Here is a 21,262-nt window from a genome sequence, read left to right as displayed (position 1 = left end):
TGCTCTTTCTGATGCCGTCAGCGCCTGAGTAGAGGCGCCTCGTCCATGCGTATTTTTTCTGTGATGTCCGGCAGGAACAGCCCGTACCTATCGCTTTCAACGTAGGAAGAGAAATAGCAGGCGCCCTCGATGTACTCGTAGTACTGCGGCACTGCGGCGGACCGGTCTTCGAGGGCCGCCACGAGCAGATACCGGCCTGTGTTGAGCTGGTTTCTCAGGCGAAACTCGATTTCGAACTCGCTGCCGTCGAACTCGAAGTCGATGCCTTTCTCGTCGTGAGTGGTTCGGACGATCAGGTCCGTGCCTTTTGTATCCTTGATGGAGAAAGCCACACTCAGCGCGCGGCGATCGATGCCTGCAGGAATCCGGATCGCCAGGCGGACGATCATGGGCTCGGATGCCGTGAACACGCTCTGACGCCGACCGGCTGAGTCCAGGACCTGAGACGACACGATTGATCCGATATGTGTGCCCCAATGGTTGATCGGTTCGTCACTGGCAGTTGAGGCAGGGCGCCCCACGTTCTCCGCGGTCTGATCGTTTTGCTTCGCTTGTTCGTCAAGACCGGCCGCGCTGTCTGCCGACTGACTGGACATTCCGATCGCTTCGCTTTCGCCGAGTCCTTCGGACATGAACTGCGTGTATTGCGCGGTAACGGCGAACGCGCCACCCTCCATCCGAACCCGGCCACCATCGAGCCAGACGGCGCGCTCACACAAAGTTCGCACCGAGCCGACGTCATGCGACACGAAAAGAATTGTGACGCCTGCTTCCTTGAGCTCCTTGAGCTTGTTGAAGCATTTGGCCTGGAAACGCGCGTCGCCCACGGCAAGGGCTTCGTCGATGATCAAGACCGCCGGGTCGACGTGAATGGCCACGGCAAACGCGAGACGCACATACATGCCGCTCGAATAAGTTTTGACCGGCTGATCGATGAAATCGCCAATTTCCGCGAACTGCTCGATGCTGGCGAATTTCCGTTCGATCTGGTCAGACGTCATTCCCAGCATGGCGGCGTTCAGATAGACGTTTTCCCGACCGGAAAACTCCAGATTGAAACCCGCTCCCAATTCGAGCAATGCCGCCACGCGACCGCTGATCGCGATGTCACCCTGCGTGGGGCGAAGGGTTCCGCAAATTATCTGCAAAAGCGTGGACTTGCCGGAGCCATTGCGCCCGATGATGCCGACCGTTTCGCCGCGTGTGACCGAGAGCGATACGTCGCGAAGCGCCCAGAATTCCCGCGAATAGCCGGTGCGTTTTGGGAAGACGATATGCTTGAGACGGTCGAGCGGCGTTTCGTAGATGTCGAAACGCTTCGAGGCGCCTGTCACCTGAATCGTGGTTTCAGGCTTGCCGACTTGATTCATTTCCATGAGCACCGGCATTTACAGAACGTCCGCGAATCCTTCGCGTGTCTTCTGGAACCAGGCCAGACAGATCCACGCGAAACCGATGCTGCATGGCAGATAGATCGCTATCCCCACGAAGTCAGGCAACTCGCCCGCAATCATGACCGCTCGTGCCTGCTCGATGATGAACGTCAGCGGATTGGCCAGAATGAGCGCCCTGAAAGCGGGTGTCAAAGTATCGAGCGCGTAGAAAACCGGCGACAGGAACATCAACAGCGATGAAAGCAGCGTGGTGACATACGTCAGGTCACGCACGTAGACACCGGTGGCGGCGAACAGCCAACCCACACCCACCCCGACAAAAGCGAGCGGAATGAAGAGCGCCGGCAAAAAGACGATCGTCCATTGAAGCTTTCCGTATACGCACAGCGCGAAGACAACCCAGACGGCCAAACTCGTCAGGAAGTGAAATGCAGCCGAGGCGACTGTAATCCACGGCAGGATCGCGAGAGGAAAGACAACCTTCGTCACGTAGTTCGCGTTGGCCGTGATAATGGTCGGCGCTCTATTCAGGCACTCGGCGAAGAAATTGAAAAGAATCAGGCCCACGAACAGGATCACCGCGAACTGAAAACTATTGTCCGTTCCTGGCCAGCGCGATTTCAACAGTGTGCCGAAAACAACCGTGTACATAGCGAGCATGATCAACGGCTGAACGATGGACCAGGCCAGTCCCATTACTGACCCGCGATACCGGCTCAATATGTCCCGCCTGGTTAGCGCGACGATAAGCTGGCGTTGCTGCCAGGGCAGTAAAAATAGATCACGAAAATGAGCACGGGGATGAGATTCCTCGCGACCATCGTGCTTATAGGTAAAGCTCATATTGGCAGATCGCCTTGAACGGCGCCGGCTAGTTTAACGGTCAAGGATGAGGCAAACCATGCGGCGTCAAATGAACCTGCCGGGATTCCGCCAGCCGGAGGATGCTCCATTGCTCTTGAAAAATCCTACGGACCAGCCGGACTCACGCGAATGAATATCACTATCTTGAGGTGGTCAAATTCACGTCTAAAACGTGCAAAACGATTAATAGCAGAGAGCTCGCCGGCATTCGTATTGTCAACGAATTGGGCCCACTAAAATCTTAGAAAATGACGATGCGCAAACAAGAAAAGTCAGAAATGTTTGCAGGAAAATTCAATTTCAGTGTGCGAATTTTCTGCAAAAATCGAGAGGAGTGGAATGCGACCAAATCCCGCAGTGCGCGGCGTCCAGGTCGAACGCCGCCGGATATCAGGTATCCGTATCACAACCCATTGCAGGCTGGAGGAAATCGAACATCGTCGATGTTTAGAAGCAGCGTGCATTCGCACGCTGCACGGCACGTCATCCCGATTGCATTGCTTACGGCTGAGCTGCCGCTGCGTCGTCTTCGCGGAACAGTTTGTCCGCAAGGTGGAACGCCGAATTGGCCGCCGGCACGCCGCAATAGATCGCGGTTTGCAGCAGCACTTCCTTGATCTGCTCGCGCGTCACGCCGTTGTTCTTCGCGGCGCGCAGATGCAGTGCGAGCTCCTCGCTGCGATTGAGCGCGACCATCATCGCGATGGTCAGCAGGCTGCGCGTGTGGCGCGGCAAGCCGTCGCGCGTCCAGATTTCGCCCCACGCATAGCGGGTGATGAAATTCTGAAACTCTTCCGTCAACTCATTGCGGTTCGCAAGCGAGCGGTCGACGTGCGCACTGCCCAGCACCGCGCGGCGCACATCGAGGCCGGCTTCATAGCGATCTTCGTCGTTCATTTTTGCTCCGTGAGGAAATCGATCACCGTCTTCGTGAAAGCGTCGGCTTTCTCGATATTGGAAATGTGCGAGGCGTCCAGTTCCACGTAGCGCGCGCCGGGAATCGACTGCGCCAGATCGCGGCCTTGCGCCGGCGTCGCCGCCAGATCGTGCGTGCCGCTGATTACCAGCGCCGGCAGTTTGATGCCGGGCGCTTCGGGGCGCAGGTCGGCCGCGTCGATGGCGTCGCAATTCGACGCGTAGCCTTCCTTGTCGGTATGCACGAACACGTCGCGAATCAGGGCCAGCACCACCGGCTCGCGTTCGACATAGTCGGCCGTGAACCAGCGCAGCAGCACGGCATCGGCGAGCGCGAGCATGCCTTCGGTGCGCGCTCTCGCGGCGCGCGGGATCCACACTTCCGGCGAACCGATGCGCGCCGCCGTATTGCACAGCACGACGCGTTCGAACCGGTTGCCGTGACGCGCTGCCAACGCGACGCCGGTCAGGCCGCCCATCGAAATTCCGCAGAAATTCGCGCGGGCGATCTTCAGCGTATCCATCAGGCCGAGCACGTCGCCGGTCAGCTGTTCGATCGTGTAGGGGCCCTTCGGCGCTTCCGAATGGCCATGCCCGCGCGTGTCGTAGCGCAGCACGCGAAAGTGTTTCGACAGCGCCGCGACTTGCGGCGCCCACATAGACAGATCCGTGCCGAGCGAATTCGACAACACGATCCACGGCGCGTTGCCGTGACGGTCGCCGTCGATTCTATAGTGAAGCTCGGTACCGTTGACTGCGGCGTAAGGCATGCCGGTTACTCCCTGGAATGGTCGCGCTGCGAGCGCGTGGTGTGAAGTGCCAGCGCAGCGTCCACATAAGCGTGCGCCTGGCCGACGTATTGTGCCGGATCGAGCAGTTGCTTCAGGCGCTCGAGCGGAAGATGTGCGGTGACGGCCGGGTCCGCGGCGAGCACGTCGAACAGCGTCTGGCCATCGCGGATCGCGGCTTTCGACGCGCGCTCCACCAGATGATGCGCGTCGAGACGGCCGATGCTGTCGCCGAGCGCGAGCATCACCGCTTCACCGAGAATCAGGCCGTGCGTGACGTCGAGATTGGCGGCAAGGCGCGGCACGTTGACGTTCAGTCCCGCGGCGATCTGTTCGATGTTGGCGAGCGCGCCGCCCGCGAGACGCGCGAGATCCGGCAGCGCGTCCCACTCGGCTTGCCAGCCGCCGAGCGCGCGTTCGTGTTCCTGCACCATGCCGGCGAACACCGTGGCGACCAGTCCCGGCGCACGCGTGGCGGCCGTCAGCACCGCCGCGCAGCCAACCGGATTGCGCTTGTGCGGCATGGTCGACGAGCCGCCCTTGCCGGCCGCGGCCGGCTCAGCGAGTTCGTCGATTTCGGTTTGCATCTGCAGCGAGATGTCGCGCGCGATTTTGCCGAGCGTACCGATCAGCATGCCGAACAGCGCCGCCGTTTCGGCAATGCGATCGCGTTGCGTATGCCACGGCAGCGTCGGCACGGTAAGGCCGAGTTCTTTTGCAAGCGATTGCGTGACTTGCGGCGCGGCATCGCGCAGGCTCGCCAGCGTGCCCGCCGCGCCGCCGAATTGCAGCACCAGCACGCGAGCGCGCAACGCATCGAGCCGCTCGCGATGGCGCAGCAGCGCGTCGAGCCATTGCGCGAATTTCAGGCCGAGCGTGATGGGCAGCGCCTGCTGCAACCAGGTGCGGCCGATCATCGGCGTGGCGCGATGCGTGGCCGCGAGTTTCGCCACGGCGTCGCAGGTTGATTGCAGGCTGCCGTCTAGCAGATCGAAGGTGTCGCGCAGCTGCAGCACCGTCGCGGTGTCGATGATGTCCTGACTCGTGGCGCCCCAATGCACGTATTTCGACGCTTCGGCGTCGGCCGCCTTGACGCGCGCGGTGAGTTGCTTGACGAGCGGAATCGCGAGATTGCCGCCGAGCGCGGCGTCGCGTGCGAGTGCGTCGGCGTCGAGTTGGTCGGCGTGGCAAGCGGCTTCGATCGCGGGCACCGCCGTTTGAGGAATCACTCGATGCGCGGCCGAAGCGCGCGCAAGCGCCGCTTCCACGTCGAGCATCCGTTGCAGCGTGGCGCGCGGCGCCCAGATGTCGTTCATCGGCTGCGTGCCGCAAAGAAGTCCGGTGAGACGGGCGCTGGAGTCGAGCATGGTGACGTCGATGATCGAGGGTATCCGTGTAAGTTTACGCCGCGAGGCGCCGGCATGCGGGCCAGCGTCGCGCGGCGCGTTGCGAGCGCGTTGCGAGCGCGTTATGCCGCGTGCGCCGCCTGCGTGCCGTCGATCAGCGGCACACCGGTCAGCTTGTGCAATGCGTCGAAATCGATGTCCGAGAAAATCTCGCGCACCACGAGGCCCTGATCGGTCACATCGATCATCGCCAGATCCGTATAGATGCGGTCGACGCAACCCACGCCCGTCACCGGGTATGAGCATTCAGCGGCGATCTTGCTCTCGCCCTGCTTGGTCAGGTGCTCCATCATCACATAGACCTGCTTCGCGCCGATCGCCAGATCCATCGCGCCGCCGACGGCCGGGATAGCATCGGGCGCGCCGGTGTGCCAGTTTGCCAGATCGCCCTTGGCCGACACCTGGAAGGCGCCGAGCACGCAGAAATCCAGATGGCCGCCGCGCATCATCGCGAACGAATCCGCGTGGTGGAAGTACGCGCCGCCCGTGAGCAGCGTGACGTGCTGCTTGCCGGCGTTGATCAGTTCGTCGTCTTCCTCGCCTTTGGCGGGCGCCGGGCCCATGCCGAGCAGGCCGTTTTCGCTATGCAGGAAGATTTCCTTGTCGGCGCCAAGGTGGTTGGCCACCAGCGTCGGCACGCCGATGCCGAGGTTCACATACGCGCCTTCGGGGATATCCAGCGCAACGCGCTTGGCCATTTCATCGCGGGTCAGTTTTTTCATGTCGGTCTCCGAATCAGGCGGCAGCGTCGTGAGGATTGGGCATCGGGGCATGTGCCGCTTGCGGCACTTCGATCACGCGCTGCACGAAAATGCCGGGCGTCACGATGTTTTCCGGATCGAGTTCGCCGAGCGGCACGACTTGCGATACCTGCACGATCGCGGTTTTCGCCGCGCTGGCCATAATCGGTCCAAAATTCCGAGCCGTCTTGCGATACGTGAGATTGCCCCAGCGATCGCCCTTGTACGCCTTAATCAGCGCGAAGTCCGCATGCAGCGGCGCTTCCAGCACGTAGTGCCGGCCGTCGATCAGACGGGTTTCCTTGCCTTCGGCGAGCTTGGTGCCGTAGCCGGTCGGCGTGAAGAAGCCGCCAATGCCCGCACCCGCCGCCCGAATGCGCTCCGCCAGATTTCCTTGCGGCACCAGTTCGAGTTCGAGTTCGCCGGCGCGATACAACGCGTCGAACACATACGAATCGCTTTGGCGCGGAAACGAGCAGATGATCTTGCGCACGCGCTTGGCTTTGAGCAGCGCAGCAAGGCCGATGTCGCCGTTACCGGCATTGTTGTTGACGATGGTGAGCTCGCGCGCGCCCTGTTCGATCAGCGCGTCGATCAGCTCCGACGGCATGCCGGCCGTGCCGAAGCCGCCGATCATGACGGTCGCGCCGTCGTTGACATCGGCGACCGCCGATTGAAGTGACTCGAAAATCTTGTTGATCATGTCGAATTTCCTTTGAGGGCGCTGCGTGCCGTCAGACTTGCTGCCATGCGGGCAGGGCTTGAGCGGGACGGTCTCCGGCCAATGCTGGCGGCGGCTCGCCGAGTGCGATGCGGGCTGGCGCCGTTGGTTTGCTCGCTTCAAATTTGTTCGTTACATGAACATGGATTCGTTTAGCGAACGCTGAGGCGATTATCGTAGTCCTTCGTGCACGTTGTCAAGGCAGGGAATTCCCCTTAATCATAGGTTCTCGCTGCATGACATGCCGGTTTGTTGTTCGCCGCTGGCCGGCCAGAGCGGAGAATCGCACTATCCAGACGTTAGATTAATGGGCTAACCTCTATCTACATATCAAATACGCAATCCGCGCCGCAGGTCGTCGAGCATGTCTGAAACAAATCTGGATCTGAACCTGATCCCCTACCTCGTCGCGATGGAAGACACGCGCAACGTCAGTCGCGCGGCGGAGCAGCTCGGCGTCAGCCAGCCACGCGTGAGCACCGCGCTGGGCAAGTTGCGGGAGTACTTCGACGATCCGCTGTTCGTGCGTACGTCCAAAGGCATGGAGCCGACGCCGCGCGCGCTCGCCATCCTGCCCGCCGCGCGCGACGCGCTCCTGCGCATCGAGAAAGGCATGCTCGACGTGCAGGAATTCGACCCGGCCACCAGCACCCATACGTTCTCGATCGCGCTCTCCGACGTCGGCGAGATCGTGTTTCTGCCGCGGCTTCTGCAACTGTTCGCCGAACGCGCGCCATTTGCGAATCTGCGCTCGGTGACGGTCTCGCCGTCACAGGTGGAACGCGGGCTCGAATCGGGCGACGTCGATCTGGCCATCGGCTATTTCCCCGATCTGGCGGGCAATAACTTCTTCCAGCAACGGCTCTTCAGCCATCGCTTCATCTGCCTGATGCGCACGGGCCATCCATTGTCGAAGGCGCCGCTCACGCTGGCTCAGTATGTGGCGTCCGGTCACGCCGTCGTGCGTTCTGAAGGACGCAGTCAGGAAATCCTCGAGCAATATCTGGAGAAGAAACGCATCAAGCGCCGCGCCGTGCTCGAAACGCCTCACTTCATGAGCCTGCCGTTCATCCTCGCGCGCACCGATCTGTTGGCGACCGTGCCGCATGCGATCGGCTTCGCGTACGTATCGGAGCATGCGTCGATCACGCTGGTCGAGCCGCCGCTGCCGTTGCCGCATTTCGATCTGCGCCAGCATTGGCATCGCAAGTTTCATAACGATCCGCGCGGGAGCTGGCTGCGCAGCGTGGTCGCCGAACTGTTCAACGACGCGATGGACGAATGGCCCAAATGAGCGGCGCCCTGACAGCACAAAGGGACATCGACACGGCTCGTTGCAAAACATGGAACAATGACCGCACTCATTGAACCCGCGCGCTCCGTACAGCGTCGACGCGCGATCCCGTAGGAGCGACGGATGACCAGTAGCAAGGCGAAGAAAACCAAACCCATAACCGCAACGGAACGCCCGAGCCGCGAGGAAGCTGAAGCAGCGGTTCGCGTGCTGCTGCGTTGGGCCGGCGACGATCCCGCGCGTGAAGGCCTGATCGATACACCGGCGCGCGTGGTGCGCTCATACGAGGAGTTTTACGCGGGCTATCAGGTCGACCCGCGCGAGATCCTCGCCCGCACCTTCTCCGAAGTGGACGGCTACGACGAAATGATCGTGCTGAAAGACATCCGCTTCGAAAGCTACTGCGAACATCACATGGTGCCGATCATCGGACGCGCGCACGTGGCGTATCTGCCGGGGCATCGCGTGGTCGGCATCTCCAAGCTGGCACGTCTGGTCGATGCGTTCGCCAAACGCCTGCAGATCCAGGAAAAGATGACGGTGCAGATCGCCGACACCTTGAACGAAGTGCTGCAACCCTCGGGCGTCGGCGTGATTCTCGAAGCCGCGCATCAATGCATGTCGACGCGCGGCGTGCACAAGGCCGGCGTGACGATGGTCACCTCGCGCATGCTCGGCACGTTCCGCACGGATCCGTCGACACGTCGCGAGTTTCTGTCGATCGTCGGCAATCCGGGCGTGGTGGCGGTCGCCAATACCTAGACGTAGGTTGAGTGCAAGCGGGGCATGCCTGCCTCATGCCGCGCTCCGCCTCATGCGCAACTGGCCGAACGTGGCCAGCAACACCGCGCCCAGCACGCACGCGACACCGGCGAGTTGCGCCGCGCTGACCGGCTCGCCCAACACCATCGCAGCTAACGCCACCGCGCTCACCGGCACGAGCGCGGTCAACAATCCCGCTTCCGCGCCGCTAATTCGAGCGGCGCCCGCATACCAGAGCACGAAGCCCACTACGGTCGGCACCAGCGCGTAATACAGCACGCCGCCGAGTGCGCTCGCATCGGCCGGCAAGGCCCACGGCTTTTCGAAGCAGGCCGGCACGAGCGCCACCGCGAAACCGATGCCGCACATCAACGCCGACAGCGGCAACGGCGCCACGGCCGTGCGCAGCTTGCGATTGAGCAGAATGAACAACGCCTCGCAGACGATCGCGAGGAACACCAGCGCGTTGCCCACCAGCGAACTCGCCGCGTGCGGCGCGCTGAGTTCACCGGGATGCACGGTGCACACGAGCACGCCCGCCGTCGCCAGCAGGATCGCGCCGACCAACGCGGGCGCGGGGCGCTCGCCGAGCGCCAGCATGGCGACGCCGGCCGACACGGCGGGCAAGGTGCCGGCAATCACGCCGGCATTGGCAGCCGAGGCGAGTTTCATCCCACTGATCAGCAACACGGTGTAGCCGACGCTGCCCGCGCCCGCCTGGGCGATCACGAGCAGCGTATCGCGCCGGTCCAGACGCGGCCAGCGCACGCCTCGCCAGCGCATCGCCAGCACGAAGAGCGGAAAGGCAATCGCGAAGCGCAACGCGGTCGCGCTGAACGGCGGCAGTCCGGCCGCGATCGATTTGCTGACGACCACCGTGCTGCCCACGCCGATCATCGCCAGCGCGCAATACAAATATCCGGCATACCGCGAGTTCATGGTGCTGTCCTGTTGGTTGGATCGAGCACGCAGAGTAAAGGCATGACGAGCGGCGGTCTTGAACGAAATTGCAAAGCCCGAGCAAGTCAATAAGCGAGTCGATGAACCAGGTCAGCCCGCTCACGATGACGCCGTCAATGCTGGCCCGGCGCCGAATCCATCGAGTATCCTGAGCGAACGGAACGCGGCTCGCATGAAAACCAGCCGGCAGGCCGCTCGGGAACACGCTTTGCAACCGCCTGAAGAAAAGCCCTCGAAGCACGGCGACTCAACCGCAAAAACAGGAGCTTCTCAATTGGTAGAATTTCCGTCTTCGGCGGTGTCGAGCTGGGGTGGCGCGGTCGTATTCCTCAACGTCCTGTTGACGCGCCTCGGCGTTCCAATTCCCGCAGTGCCTGTGCTGCTGTTCGCGGGCTCCGCGGTTGCCGCCGGCACGCTGTCGTTCTGGCCTGTCCTCGGCGCCGCCGTGCTCGGCGCGCTGCTGGGCGACGGCGCATGGTTCACGGCTGGCCGCCTGTACGGCCGCAAGCTGATCGCCGCGCTAGGTCGGCTCTCGCCCGCCGTCGATTCCAGAGTGGACAAAGCGCGCACGCTGTTCGAGCGCTTCGGCGTGCCGCTCGTGTCGATCTCGAAGTTCGTCCCCGGACTCGCGCTCATCACCCCGCCGTTGATGGGCACGACCGCCGTCGACGCACGCATCTACGCGGCCTGGGATTTTGCCGGTGCCCTCGCGTGGGCGGCCTTCTGGCTGCTCGGCGGCGCTGCGGCGGAACGGCAACTGCATATGCTGCTCGAATTCGTCAAAGCCCGTGGCGGCACTGTCATCGACATTTTGCTGGCCACCGCGCTCCTCTATCTGGCCTTCCGTCTGCAGCAACGACGCCGCGAACGCCGCCGTTTCAGGGAAGCCGCGGCGGCACGGGCGACCGCCGGCGGCTGGCGCCGCCTCGCGCCGCCGCCCAAGGTGCTCGATGCCCGTCCGCAAGCGCCCTCGCCCGAAGCGCCATGCCGCATTCCCGGCGCGCTCGCCCTCGATCCGCACTCGCCGGAGCAGATCGACGGGGCGCTGCGGGCGCACGACATGGTGATCTACTGCATTTGCCCGGACAGCGCGACCGCGGTCGAAATCACGCAACGCATGCGTTACAACGGCTACACGCGGATTCGCGCGCTACGGGGCGGCCTCGATGCCTGGCAGCGGCGCGGCTTTCCCGTCGAACCCCTTGCTTTAACCGACGAGCCGGGCACCGGCAGCCGCGCGGCGGCATCGCGCGGCGAAGCGCGCGGGGCGATCACGTTGCGGGGCTTCGCGCCGCGCAGCACGCAAGGCACTTGAGGCGCGCTAGTGGGGGGTCGGCCTAGGCAACGCTTACGTCGGCGAATGCTGGATCATTGGACGTTCGGCCCACGTGGCCGAACTGACGCGATTGCGGCCGGCCGCGTTATCCGGATGTTATTCGTGACGTCCGTTCGCGGCTGCGCCACAAGATGCGCGCCGTATTACAGTTTGCGCAGCAGTCCGGCCGCCGAACGCATCCGGCGTTTGCGCTCCTTGCCGAGCCAGTGAAGTGCCGCTTCGGGGTCGCCGGTGCCCGCAAGCAAGGCCGCATTGTCGCGCAGCAACATCTCACTTGCGACCACATCGTTCAGCGTACCGAAACGTTTCTGGATCTGCTTCAAACGTTTGAGGGTGCGTTTGCGGCCGCCGCTCAGGATGGGTCCGAAAAACTCCAACAGATAGCGCAGCTTCTTGCCCGCCTTCCTCACATTGTGAAAGGCAACGTAGTTGGAGCGCTTCGCGCGGCGCGCGCGTTTCATCCGCTTCTTCAACGAACGTTCGGAAGCGGCCACGCGTTGCTCGGCGAATTTCCGCAGCGGCATGCGTTCATGTGCCGTATTCAGTTCTTTGGACGCACTGGACAAAGCTTCGCGCAGAAGATGCTTGACGTCGGCGTTCGAGAGCGTTTCGCGGCTTGTCGTCAAAGCGGCGCCGCGAGCGTCCTGCAGTTTGGGCGCGATTTCGCCGGTGCCGCTGCGTGCGCCGTTATCGTCGCGTGTCAGCAATTCGATCAGGATGTCCCAATCGCGCGTTTTGCCGGCGGCCGTGGCCAGATACTTGTATAGCGCACGTTGCCGAGTGTTCTCGCCTTTTTCGAGCAACGGCTCGAAGGCCCACCACAACGAGCGCAAACGCCGTAGCGAGACGCGCAATTTGTGCAGCGCTTCCGGCGACGGGTCTTCGCGCACCGCGTTCGCGTATTCGATCGCGTGATCGACGAGGGGGGCCGCATACGACGAGAAGGCCTCTTGCGCGGAGTGCGCCTTGACCACCGGTTCACTGTCGGCGGATCGACTTTCGCCCTTCGGATTATCGCGCTTCATGGAAGCCCCTTGAGAACACCCTATGGACAGACTAGCAAAAAAAGCGCCCAACCAAAATCGACGCGTGGTCTTTGTGTCGCTTTGACGGCCCGCACGCATGATCTAACGCAAGCTTTGCCGCCTCACGGCGAGCGTGCTGCTTTTTTCTGCGTTCGGCGACATCGCGTCCATGGAGCGACTATCTTTAACAGACGCGGCAGCACTTAACCGCGCATCGGCGCCGCAATCCGGTTCGGCGCGAAACACGAACAGCTTTCAGGAGCTTGTATGCGAATACTGATTGTCGGCGCAACAGGTCTGATCGGCGGCGAGGTGGTCAAGCTGCTCGCCGCCGAACACGATATCGTCACCGCGAGCCGCAAGGGTTCCGATCTCCACGTCGATCTGTCGAACAAAGCCAGCATCGAATCGATGTACCAGCAAGCCGGCACGCTCGACGCGGTCATCTGCACCGCCGGCGCAGCGAAGTTCGCCCCGCTCGCCTCGCTCTCCGACGACGATTTCTCGTTCAGTCTTGCCAACAAATTGATGGGCCAGGTCAATCTGGTGCGCTGCGGCGCGGCACACGTGTCGCAAGGCGGGTGCTTCACGCTGACGAGCGGCACGCTCGCACAGCAGCCGATGGAAGGCAGCGCGGCAGTCAGCATCGTGAATGCCGGCGTGGAAGCGTTCGCGCGCTCGGCGGCACTCGAACTGCGCGGCAAAGCCCGCGTAAACGTGGTCAGCCCCGGCTGGGTCGCCGAGACGCTCGAGTCGATGGGCCGCGATCCGTCGCAAGGTGTACCGGTTGCCGTGGTCGCGCAGGCCTACAAGCGCAGCCTCGGTGGCAGCGCAAGCGGCGAGGTGATCTCCGCCTCGTGACGGATCGCGTTCGCCAGTCCTTTTCGGACATCTGGGCATCCGTATCCGACAACCTGTAAGCCGTACTCCGAAGCGACGCGCCGCCCGTGGCCGCGCGCGTCCTCGCGCGCCACGACGGCACGCCGCAGCGTCACGCCACTGTCATCATTGCGACACACACGCCCCGCAGGATCGGAAACTCGCGACCAACTTTTGGGGCCCACGTCATGCCGGAACTTTCGTATCCACAGCCAGGTACTGCTGCCGGAAAGGGGCGCAACATCAGCCTCATCATCTTCCTCGCAGTGATCCTGGTGGGCGCGGTGTATTGCGCCGTGCACTTAATGGACGATCTGCAACCCGTTCGCGAAAGCTCGGTTCTGCCTTACCTGCTACTCGGCATTGCATTGTTGATCGCGCTGGGCTTTGAGTTCGTCAACGGCTTTCACGACACCGCCAATGCAGTCGCGACCGTGATCTACACGCATTCGCTCGCACCGAACTTTGCGGTGGTGTGGTCCGGCAGCTGGAATTTTCTCGGCGTGCTGACGTCGAGCGGCGCGGTCGCTTTCGGTGTGCTGCAACTGCTACCCGTCGAACTGATCTTGCAGGTGGGCAGCAGCGCCGGTTTCGCGATGGTCTTCGCCTTGCTGATCGCCGCGATCATCTGGAATCTCGGCACGTGGTGGTTTGGCCTCCCGTCCTCGAGTTCGCACACGCTGATCGGCTCGATCATCGGCGTCGGCCTGATGAACCAGTTGATGCACGGCACCGACGGCACGAGCGGCGTGGACTGGAATCAGGCGCTCGGCGTGGGCAAATCGTTGCTGCTTTCGCCGCTGGTGGGTTTTCTCGCGGCGGGTTTGCTGTTGCTGATCCTGAAAGCCATGGTGCGCATTCCCGCGCTGTATGCCGAACCGAAGGGCAAGGAGCCGCCGCCGTTCTGGATCCGCTGCCTGCTGATCCTGACCTGCACGGGCGTCTCGTTCGCGCACGGCTCGAACGACGGCCAGAAAGGCATGGGCCTCATCATGCTGATCCTGATCGGCACGGTGCCGACGGCCTATGCGCTGAACAAGGCGGTCACGCCGGCGGAAACGCAAACCTTCCTCGCCGTCGCGCATGAAACTTCGGCGACGCTCGCCAAGTACACCCAGGGTGCCACGCGCTCGGCCGATCCGCGCGCCGATGTCGAAGCGTATGTGCGCACGCACCAGTTGACGCCCGCTACCGTGCCGGCCTTGCAGCAACTGACGGACATCATCGCCGGCCAGGTCGGCACGTCGGGCTCGATGGCGGCGGTGCCGCAAGGTATCGTCGATAACGTGCGCAACAACATGTACGTGGCCTCCGAAGCGATTCGCCTGATGGCCAAAAACAAGCAGCCGGCATTCTCGCCGGAGGACGCCAAAACGATCGGCAACTTCAAGACGCAAACCGATCACGCCACCAAATTCATTCCGACGTGGGTCAAGGTCGCGGTGGCGATCGCGCTCGGTCTCGGCACGATGGTGGGCTGGAAACGCATCGTCGTGACGGTCGGCGAGAAGATCGGCAAGCAGCATCTGACATACGGACAGGGTGCATCAGCTGAATTGGTGGCGATGCTCACGATCGGCGCCGCCGACATGTACGGCCTGCCGGTCTCCACGACGCACGTGCTGTCCTCGGGTGTGGCGGGCACGATGGCGGCCAACGGTTCCGGCCTGCAATGGGGCACGGTGCGCAGCCTGATCCTTGCCTGGGTGCTGACGTTGCCGGTTTCGATCGCGCTGGCAGCCGGTTTGTACTGGGTGTTCCGGGCGGTGTTTTAAGCCTGTGCGGCGGCCGGTTCCTCAACCGGTCGCCGCTCTGAAAAAGGCATGAAAAAAGCGCGGAACGAGCCGCGCTTTTTTCATTTCACCACCCCGCACTTCTCGCCGATCAGTACACCTCAGGCACGATCATCGAGGCCGGCACAGGCTGACGGCTGTACTCGTCGTGATAAACGCGCGAAGGCAATTCGATCTGCGAATGCTCGATCTCGTGATACGGCACCTGGCTCAGCAAATGGTGAATGCAGTTCAGGCGCGCGCGCTTCTTGTCGACCGCCTGCACGACCCACCACGGCGCTTCGGGAATGTGCGAGCGCTGCAGCATCACTTCCTTGGCCTGCGTATAGGCTTCCCAGCGACGTCGGCTTTCAAGGTCCATGGGACTCAGTTTCCACTGCTTCAGCGGGTCGTGAATGCGGTTCTGAAAGCGGATCTCCTGCTCTTCGTCGGTAATCGAAAACCAGTACTTGAGAATCTGCACGCCGCTGCGTGCCAGCATCTTTTCGAATTCCGGCACCGACCGGAAAAACTCTTCGTACTCTTCGTCGCTGCAAAAATTCATCACACGCTCGACGCCCGCGCGGTTGTACCAGCTGCGATCGAACAGCACCATTTCGCCGCCGGCCGGCAAATGCGACACGTAGCGCTGAAAATACCATTGCGTGCGTTCGCGGTTATTCGGCGCCGGCAGCGCCGCCACGCGGCACACCCGCGGATTGAGCCGTTGCGTAATGCGTTTGATCGCGCCGCCCTTGCCGGCCGCATCGCGCCCCTCGAAAATCACCACGAGGCGATGGCCGGTCTGCACGATCCAGTCCTGCAGTTTCACGAGTTCACCTTGCAACCGGAACAGCTCGCGGAAGTACATCTTGCGCGCCTCCCGATGCTCAGGCGTGAAGCCCTCCGCGCCGTCGATGATGCGGTCGTCGACCTCCATTTCGAGTTCCTCGTCGTAGGCGTCGATCAGGTCCTCTTCGAAACGGCGCTGCCGCTCTGCCATCAATTCAGCCTCGGGTCTCGGATCCTGCTCTTTCATTGCGGCTCTCCTGGCAACGGAAATGGTTAAGCGCGCGGCGGCAAACGCGACGCGGACGCGTTCGATTATCGAAGCGTCAGGTGTCAGCCGTGTTACCACCGCGGCTGCGCGCCCTGTCGACGCCCATGATAGCGAGTTTCGCCCGGCCGCCCGGCGCTAGCGCAACGGTTTCGCGAAACTGAGTTCGTGGCCGTCCGGATCGGTAATGTGGAAATAGCGCTCGCCCCAAGGCGCATCGGACGGTTCCAGCGACGGTTTTAGCCCTGCCGCCAGCGCTTTGCGATAAAGCGCGTCGACGTCGGAGACATAAATGATCACGCGGCCCCACCAGGCGACCGGCGCGCGCGTATCGACGATCAGGTTCAGATACGAACCGCCGAACGCAAACGAAGTAAAAGCCTCCTGCGGACCGCCGAATTTCATCGGAAAGCCGAGCGCTTCATAAAACAGCACGGCGCGTGGCATGTCGCGGGTGGCAAGCGTGATGGCGCTGATCGATTCGATTTGCGGTTCCGTCGGCCCGCTCGACGAAGGTGATGTGGCGGCTGGGTTCATGGCGGCTCTCTCCTTGGCATGGCGGACGTGTTGTGTGCGCAGCACGGTGCGTGCCGTGGCTGTGGCGCCCGCTCTGGCTTGCTGGCTAGTAGCTTGCCAGCGGCTTGGCTTGGCTGGCTCGCTGGCTCGCTGGCTCGCTGGCTCGCTGGCTCGCTGGCTTCGCAAAGTGTCTCACAGCGCACCCCGCCGCGGCGCGCCTCGCGGCCACTTGAAAACCTTCGCGACGCCCCGCATCTCGCATTCCGTTTATCCGGAGCATCGCCATGGGAAGCCGCCCACGCTTCGTCGATGACCTGTCGCGCGCCGCATCCGACGCCCCCGGGCCCGAGACACTCAATCCTTTTTCCGACGACGCCCTGCTCGACGCCTATTCCCGCACCGTCATCGGCGCGCTGGAACGCGTTCAGCAAGCAGTCGCCTTCATTGCCGTCGAACGGCGCCTGCCCGGCGAGCCGTCCGGCCGCGGCCGCGGTTCGCGCGGCGGCACCGGCTCGGGCTTTCTGTTCACGCCCGACGGCTATCTGCTCACCAATAGTCACGTCGTGCACGGCGCCACCCACATTACCGTGACGCTCGCCGACGGCGCGAAATTCGACGCCGATCTGGTCGGCGACGACCCCGGCAGCGATCTGGCTGTCCTGCGGATCGGCTCGCCGGAGCCGCTGCCGCATGTCGAACTCGGCGAGTCGTCGAAGCTGCGCGTCGGACAGATTGCGATTGCGGTCGGCAATCCGCTCGGCCTCGCGCAAACGGTCACGACCGGTGTGGTGTCGGCGCTCGGCCGCTCGCTGCGTTCGAATTCGGGCCGCATGATCTACGACGTGATCCAGACCGACGCCGCGCTCAATCCCGGCAATTCGGGTGGTCCGCTAATCAATTCGGCGGGCCAGGTGATCGGCGTGAATACCGCGATCATTCCCGGCGCGCAGGCCATCTGCTTTGCCACCGCAATCGACACCGCCAAGTGGGTCATCATGCAGATCTTCGCGCATGGCCGCGTGCGGCGCGCTTATATCGGCGTGGCGGGCACGACCAGGCCGCTGTCGCGCCGCGTGCAGCGTTATTTCGGCTTAAGCTCGGAAAGCGGCGTACATGTCATGGAGATCGTCAAAGGCAGCCCGGCCGCGCTCGGCGGTCTGCGCACCGACGATACGATCATCGCGATCGATACGCAGGCCGTGCAGGACGTGGACAGTTTGCAGCGCACGCTTGACGCATCGCGAATCGATAGACCGGTCAATGTGACGGTGTTGCGCGGCGCACAGCGGCTCGAATTGACGTTGACGCCAGTCGAGCAGGCTAGCTGAGACGCAAGCGGCATGCATTTTCGTGGAGCACAAAAAAGCCTCGCGTTCGGACGAACGCGAGGCTTTCTGTCAGGAAGCAGCGCATCTCATCGCTAGATGCACTGCCCGATGGCCAGCAATAAAACACTTACTGGATCACGCGCGTCACACCCCGGCCACGCGGATCCGCAGCGGCTTCCGGCGTATTGCCATCGATCTTGATCGCCTGGATATCGCCGCTGAAATCCTGTCCCTTCAGCGTGTAGCCCTTGGCTTCGATCTGCTTGGCGAGTTCACCGTCGATCGGCTTGTACGGCTCCCAGAAGATCGTGTTCGGCGGCAACAACTGATGATGGAAACGCATCGCGGCAACAGCCTGCTGCAGCGGCATGTTGTAGTCGTAGACGTTGTTGATCACCTGGAAGATCGACGTGAAGATGCGCGAGCCACCCGGCGTGCCGATTACGAGCGATACTTTGCCGTCCTTCGTCAGGATCGTCGGGCTCATCGAGGAGAGCGGCCGCTTCTTCGGCTCGATCGCGTTCGCGTCGCTGCCCACCACGCCGAACATATTCGCGACACCCGGCTTCGCGGAGAAGTCGTCCATCTCGTCGTTCAGCACGATGCCCGTGCGATCCGCCACCACGCCCGACCCGAAATAGCCGTTGATGGTGTACGTGTTCGAGACGGCATTACCCCACTTGTCGATCACGGAGAAGTGCGTGGTTTCCGCTTTTTCCGGCATCGATGTGCCGAGGCCGGCCTGAATGCTCTTCGTGTCCGACGGCGCATTCGGATTCACTTCGCCGGAGCGCCTGGCGATATACGCGTCGTCGGTCAATTGCGCGACCGGCACCTTATAGAAGTCAGGATCGCCGAGGTACTGCGCGCGGTCGGCGAACACGCGCTTTTCGATTTCCGCGATCAAATGCACGTATTGCGCGGAATTGAGCGCGACGTCCTTGAAGTCGGGCGCAATGTCGGCCTTCATTTTCAGCAGCTGCACGAGACCGATACCGCCCGAGCTAGGAGGCGGCGCCGTGTAGACGCGATAGCCGTTCCAGTCCGCCTGGATCGGTTCACGCCACACTGCCTTGTACTGTTGCAGATCGGCCTTCGTGATCAGACCGTGACCGCGCATGGATGCCGCGATCAGATCGGCCGTCTTGCCCTGATAGAAGTCTTTGGCGCCCTGATCCGAAATGCGCTGCAACACGGCGGCCAGATCCGGTTGCTTGAAGTTGACGCCCTGCTTCAGATTGCCGAAGTAGGTATCGAAGTTGGTTTTTCCGGCGAAGTCTTTCGCGGCGTCGTCGCGGCGTTCCTGCAACTGTTGGCTGACCTCGAAACCATCGCGCGCGTAGTGGATGGCCGGTGCAAGCACCTGCTTCCACTTGAGCTTGCCGAAGCGGCGCTGCGCCTGCCACATGCCGTCGACGGTGCCTGGCACGCCCACTGCGCGGTAACCGAACAGGCTCATGCCTTTGATGACCTCGCCCTTGTCGTCGAGATACATGTTCCTGGTTGCGGCCAGCGGAGCGCGTTCGCGGTAGTCGAGGAAGTATGGCTTGCCGTCGACATAGAGCGTCATGAAACCGCCGCCGCCGATGTTGCCCGCTTCCGGATAGGTCACGGCAAGCGTGAAGGCGATCGCCACGGCTGCGTCGACGGCGTTGCCGCCTTCCTTGAAGATCTGCTCGGCGGCGTCGGCGCTGAATTTGTCAGCGACCGCGATCGCGGAGGCAGTGAGGACAGCCGGTTGAGCTTTCGCGGGCGGCTTCGCAATCGCCGGCGTGGCTTCGAGAAAGCCGGTGGAAACAGAGACGAGCGCGACCAGCGCGAATCCGCTGGCCGACGATTTAACGTTGCGGAACAACTTCATTACGTATCCCCCAAGACGACTTTCATCCGATGATTACAGATGCCTTGGGTTTATAACATGCGACCGATCGCTTGCGAAGCCGCTATATATCGTAGTGTCCATGGTGCGGCACACAAAAAGACCGGTCTGGCGACGCGCAAAAGCACCCGTCAAAAAACCCAAGACAAAAGCGCTCAGCAAGCCATATGCCGAGCCGCTCCATGCCACCGCGCGTTGCGCTTATGCGCTGCCGCGACTGCCGCGCGCAATCTCGTCGCCGGCGCCGTGCGGCAGTCGAGCGGTGATCGGAATCGACATGAACGAGAACAGACCGACCACGAGAAAAGCCGGCCAGAAATCGGAGAACACGATGGCCGAATGACCCTGCACGTTATGCGAAATCTGCAGCACGATACCCGCGATCGTCACACCGAGGCCCAACGAAATCTGCTGGATCACGCTTGCGACGCTCGTCGCGCGACCCACGTCACGGCTCGGAATATCGGCGTATGCCAAGGTATTCAACGACGTGAACTGCAGCGACGGAAAGAAGCCACCGAACAGCACCACACACCAGATCAGCCAATGCGGCGTGCCCGGAAAGAACAAACCGTAGACCGCGATGGCGAGGCCCGCGCAGCCCGCGTTGAACATCAGCACGGTGCGAAAACCAAAGCGCTCCAGAATGCGCGACGCGGCCGCCTTCATGAAGATCGAGCCGAACGCGGACGCACAGGTAATCGACCCCGACTTGAAGGCAGTCATGCCGAGGCCTTCCTGCAAGGCAAGCGGTAACAGAAACGGCACCGCCCCGAGACCGATGCGAAACAGCGAGCCACCCACCACGCTCGCGTGAAAACTCGGAATACGCAGCAGCCGCAAATCGAGCACAGGCAATTCGACGCGCCTCGCGTACAGCACATACAGCGTCAGCAATACCACGCCGATTACGCACATGCCGACCGACACCGTGTTCGACACCAACTCGCCGCCCACTAGCGAAAGCCCGAGCATGAATAGCGACGCCCCGCTCGCGGACAAAAAGAACCCTGTCCAGTCGAGCCGGCCCGGATGCGCTTCGCGCACGTTGGCGATGTGTTTGTTCGCGAGCCAGATGCCCAGCAGGCCAATTGGAATGTTGATGAAAAAGATCAGACGCCAATGCAGATAAGTGGTGATGAAACCACCCAGCGGCGGCCCGACCACCGGCCCGAGCAGAGCCGGCACCGTCAGATAGTTGACCGCGCGAATGAAGTCGGACTTCGGCACCGAACGGAAAATGATGATGCGGCCCACCGGCACCATCATCGCGCCGCCAATGCCCTGCACGAAGCGCGCAACCACGAACGTGCCGAGCGATGTGGAAGCCGCGCACATCAGCGAGCCGGCCATGAACACGCCGATGGCCGTGCGAAACACCGTGCGCGAACCGAAGCGATCAGCAACCCAGCCGCAGATTGGGATGAAGACGCCGAGGCCGATGACATACGCCGTCACGGCAAGCTTGAGGGTGATGGGATCCTGACCGAGATCGCGCGCCAGAACCGGCAGCGACGTCACGATGACCGTGCCGTCCACGTTTTCCATGAACATCGCACACGCGACGATCAGCGGAACAATGAAAGTGCCTAAAGCGAGAGGCATTGGCATGGCGGCGGGTGGCAA

General features: G+C 62.4%; 19 protein-coding genes. 6 read left to right on the top strand and 13 right to left on the bottom strand.

The genetic code is table 11. The features are described from left to right. Nucleotides 1-17: 17 nt before the first annotated feature. From B0G75_RS03375 to B0G75_RS03345, 7 genes are all read right to left on the bottom strand, one after another. Nucleotides 18-1,376 (bottom strand): ABC transporter ATP-binding protein, encoded by a 1,359-nt coding sequence (locus tag B0G75_RS03375; RefSeq protein WP_258194210.1) that lies wholly within the window; start codon nucleotides 1,374-1,376, stop codon nucleotides 18-20. Between the two features lie 12 nt (nucleotides 1,377-1,388). Then, entirely contained in the window at nucleotides 1,389-2,237 is an 849-nt protein-coding gene (locus B0G75_RS03370) for an ABC transporter permease (RefSeq protein ID WP_106300600.1), read from the bottom strand. A gap of 522 nt (nucleotides 2,238-2,759) precedes the next feature. Then, nucleotides 2,760-3,155 carry a 4-carboxymuconolactone decarboxylase gene (gene pcaC / locus B0G75_RS03365; RefSeq protein WP_012426209.1) on the bottom strand — a complete coding sequence of 132 codons (396 nt, stop codon included), beginning with the start codon at nucleotides 3,153-3,155 and terminating at the stop codon, nucleotides 2,760-2,762. After that, on the bottom strand, nucleotides 3,152-3,943 hold the full coding sequence (gene pcaD / locus B0G75_RS03360) for a 3-oxoadipate enol-lactonase (protein WP_106300598.1): 792 nt from the start codon (nucleotides 3,941-3,943) through the stop codon (nucleotides 3,152-3,154). Before pcaD ends, pcaC begins: the two co-directional genes overlap by 4 nt. Nucleotides 3,944-3,948: 5 nt before the next feature. Beyond that, on the bottom strand, nucleotides 3,949-5,328 hold the full coding sequence (locus tag B0G75_RS03355; protein ID WP_106300596.1) for a 3-carboxy-cis,cis-muconate cycloisomerase: 1,380 nt from the start codon (nucleotides 5,326-5,328) through the stop codon (nucleotides 3,949-3,951). A 101-nt stretch (nucleotides 5,329-5,429) separates the two neighbouring features. Beyond that, complete coding sequence (locus B0G75_RS03350) at nucleotides 5,430-6,089, bottom strand: 3-oxoacid CoA-transferase subunit B (protein WP_106300594.1); 660 nt, start codon at nucleotides 6,087-6,089, stop codon at nucleotides 5,430-5,432. Nucleotides 6,090-6,102: 13 nt separating this feature from the next. After that, complete coding sequence (locus B0G75_RS03345) at nucleotides 6,103-6,810, bottom strand: 3-oxoacid CoA-transferase subunit A (protein WP_106300592.1); 708 nt, start codon at nucleotides 6,808-6,810, stop codon at nucleotides 6,103-6,105. Between the two features lie 382 nt (nucleotides 6,811-7,192). On the opposite strand from B0G75_RS03345, the gene B0G75_RS03340 reads away from it, so the two are divergent. Continuing rightward, nucleotides 7,193-8,122: a LysR family transcriptional regulator gene (locus B0G75_RS03340; RefSeq protein ID WP_106300590.1), complete on the top strand. Its 930-nt coding sequence runs from the start codon at nucleotides 7,193-7,195 to the stop codon at nucleotides 8,120-8,122. A gap of 123 nt (nucleotides 8,123-8,245) precedes the next feature. Beyond that, nucleotides 8,246-8,884 (top strand): GTP cyclohydrolase I FolE, encoded by a 639-nt coding sequence (folE, locus tag B0G75_RS03335; RefSeq protein ID WP_106300588.1) that lies wholly within the window; start codon nucleotides 8,246-8,248, stop codon nucleotides 8,882-8,884. A 33-nt stretch (nucleotides 8,885-8,917) separates the two neighbouring features. Here the strand turns inward: folE and B0G75_RS03330 are convergent, their stop codons facing one another. Beyond that, nucleotides 8,918-9,823, bottom strand: coding sequence for a DMT family transporter (locus tag B0G75_RS03330; RefSeq protein ID WP_106300586.1), 906 nt, complete (start codon nucleotides 9,821-9,823; stop codon nucleotides 8,918-8,920). 295 nt (nucleotides 9,824-10,118) lie between these two features. Between B0G75_RS03330 and B0G75_RS03325 the strand changes: the two genes are divergently transcribed. Beyond that, entirely contained in the window at nucleotides 10,119-11,159 is a 1,041-nt protein-coding gene (locus B0G75_RS03325; RefSeq protein ID WP_106300584.1) for a VTT domain-containing protein, read from the top strand. Between the two features lie 164 nt (nucleotides 11,160-11,323). Here the strand turns inward: B0G75_RS03325 and B0G75_RS03320 are convergent, their stop codons facing one another. Next, nucleotides 11,324-12,205 carry a CHAD domain-containing protein gene (locus B0G75_RS03320; protein WP_106300582.1) on the bottom strand — a complete coding sequence of 294 codons (882 nt, stop codon included), beginning with the start codon at nucleotides 12,203-12,205 and terminating at the stop codon, nucleotides 11,324-11,326. Nucleotides 12,206-12,472: 267 nt separating this feature from the next. Between B0G75_RS03320 and B0G75_RS03315 the strand changes: the two genes are divergently transcribed. Continuing rightward, nucleotides 12,473-13,066 (top strand): short chain dehydrogenase, encoded by a 594-nt coding sequence (locus tag B0G75_RS03315; protein WP_106300580.1) that lies wholly within the window; start codon nucleotides 12,473-12,475, stop codon nucleotides 13,064-13,066. Between the two features lie 206 nt (nucleotides 13,067-13,272). Beyond that, nucleotides 13,273-14,859: an inorganic phosphate transporter gene (locus B0G75_RS03310; protein ID WP_106300578.1), complete on the top strand. Its 1,587-nt coding sequence runs from the start codon at nucleotides 13,273-13,275 to the stop codon at nucleotides 14,857-14,859. Between the two features lie 109 nt (nucleotides 14,860-14,968). On the opposite strand, the gene ppk2 is transcribed toward B0G75_RS03310, so the two are convergent. Continuing rightward, complete coding sequence (gene ppk2 / locus B0G75_RS03305) at nucleotides 14,969-15,895, bottom strand: polyphosphate kinase 2 (RefSeq protein ID WP_106300576.1); 927 nt, start codon at nucleotides 15,893-15,895, stop codon at nucleotides 14,969-14,971. A 156-nt stretch (nucleotides 15,896-16,051) separates the two neighbouring features. Next, entirely contained in the window at nucleotides 16,052-16,450 is a 399-nt protein-coding gene (locus B0G75_RS03300; protein WP_012426196.1) for a VOC family protein, read from the bottom strand. A gap of 263 nt (nucleotides 16,451-16,713) precedes the next feature. Between B0G75_RS03300 and B0G75_RS03295 the strand changes: the two genes are divergently transcribed. Continuing rightward, nucleotides 16,714-17,757 (top strand): S1C family serine protease, encoded by a 1,044-nt coding sequence (locus B0G75_RS03295; RefSeq protein WP_106300574.1) that lies wholly within the window; start codon nucleotides 16,714-16,716, stop codon nucleotides 17,755-17,757. A 127-nt stretch (nucleotides 17,758-17,884) separates the two neighbouring features. Here the strand turns inward: B0G75_RS03295 and ggt are convergent, their stop codons facing one another. Together ggt and B0G75_RS03285 are read right to left on the bottom strand one after the other, a co-directional pair. Continuing rightward, nucleotides 17,885-19,618, bottom strand: a complete 1,734-nt coding sequence (gene ggt / locus B0G75_RS03290) for a gamma-glutamyltransferase (protein WP_106300572.1) — start codon at nucleotides 19,616-19,618, stop codon at nucleotides 17,885-17,887. Between the two features lie 219 nt (nucleotides 19,619-19,837). Then, nucleotides 19,838-21,241 carry an MFS transporter gene (locus B0G75_RS03285; protein WP_106300570.1) on the bottom strand — a complete coding sequence of 468 codons (1,404 nt, stop codon included), beginning with the start codon at nucleotides 21,239-21,241 and terminating at the stop codon, nucleotides 19,838-19,840. Nucleotides 21,242-21,262: the final 21 nt, after the last annotated feature.

The sequence above is a fragment of the Paraburkholderia sp. BL18I3N2 genome (assembly GCF_003001875.1).
Classification (GTDB): Bacteria; Pseudomonadota; Gammaproteobacteria; order Burkholderiales; family Burkholderiaceae; genus Paraburkholderia; species Paraburkholderia phytofirmans.
The sequence above is the reverse complement of the archived record's forward strand: the minus strand, read 5'-3'. Positions and strand labels throughout refer to the sequence as shown.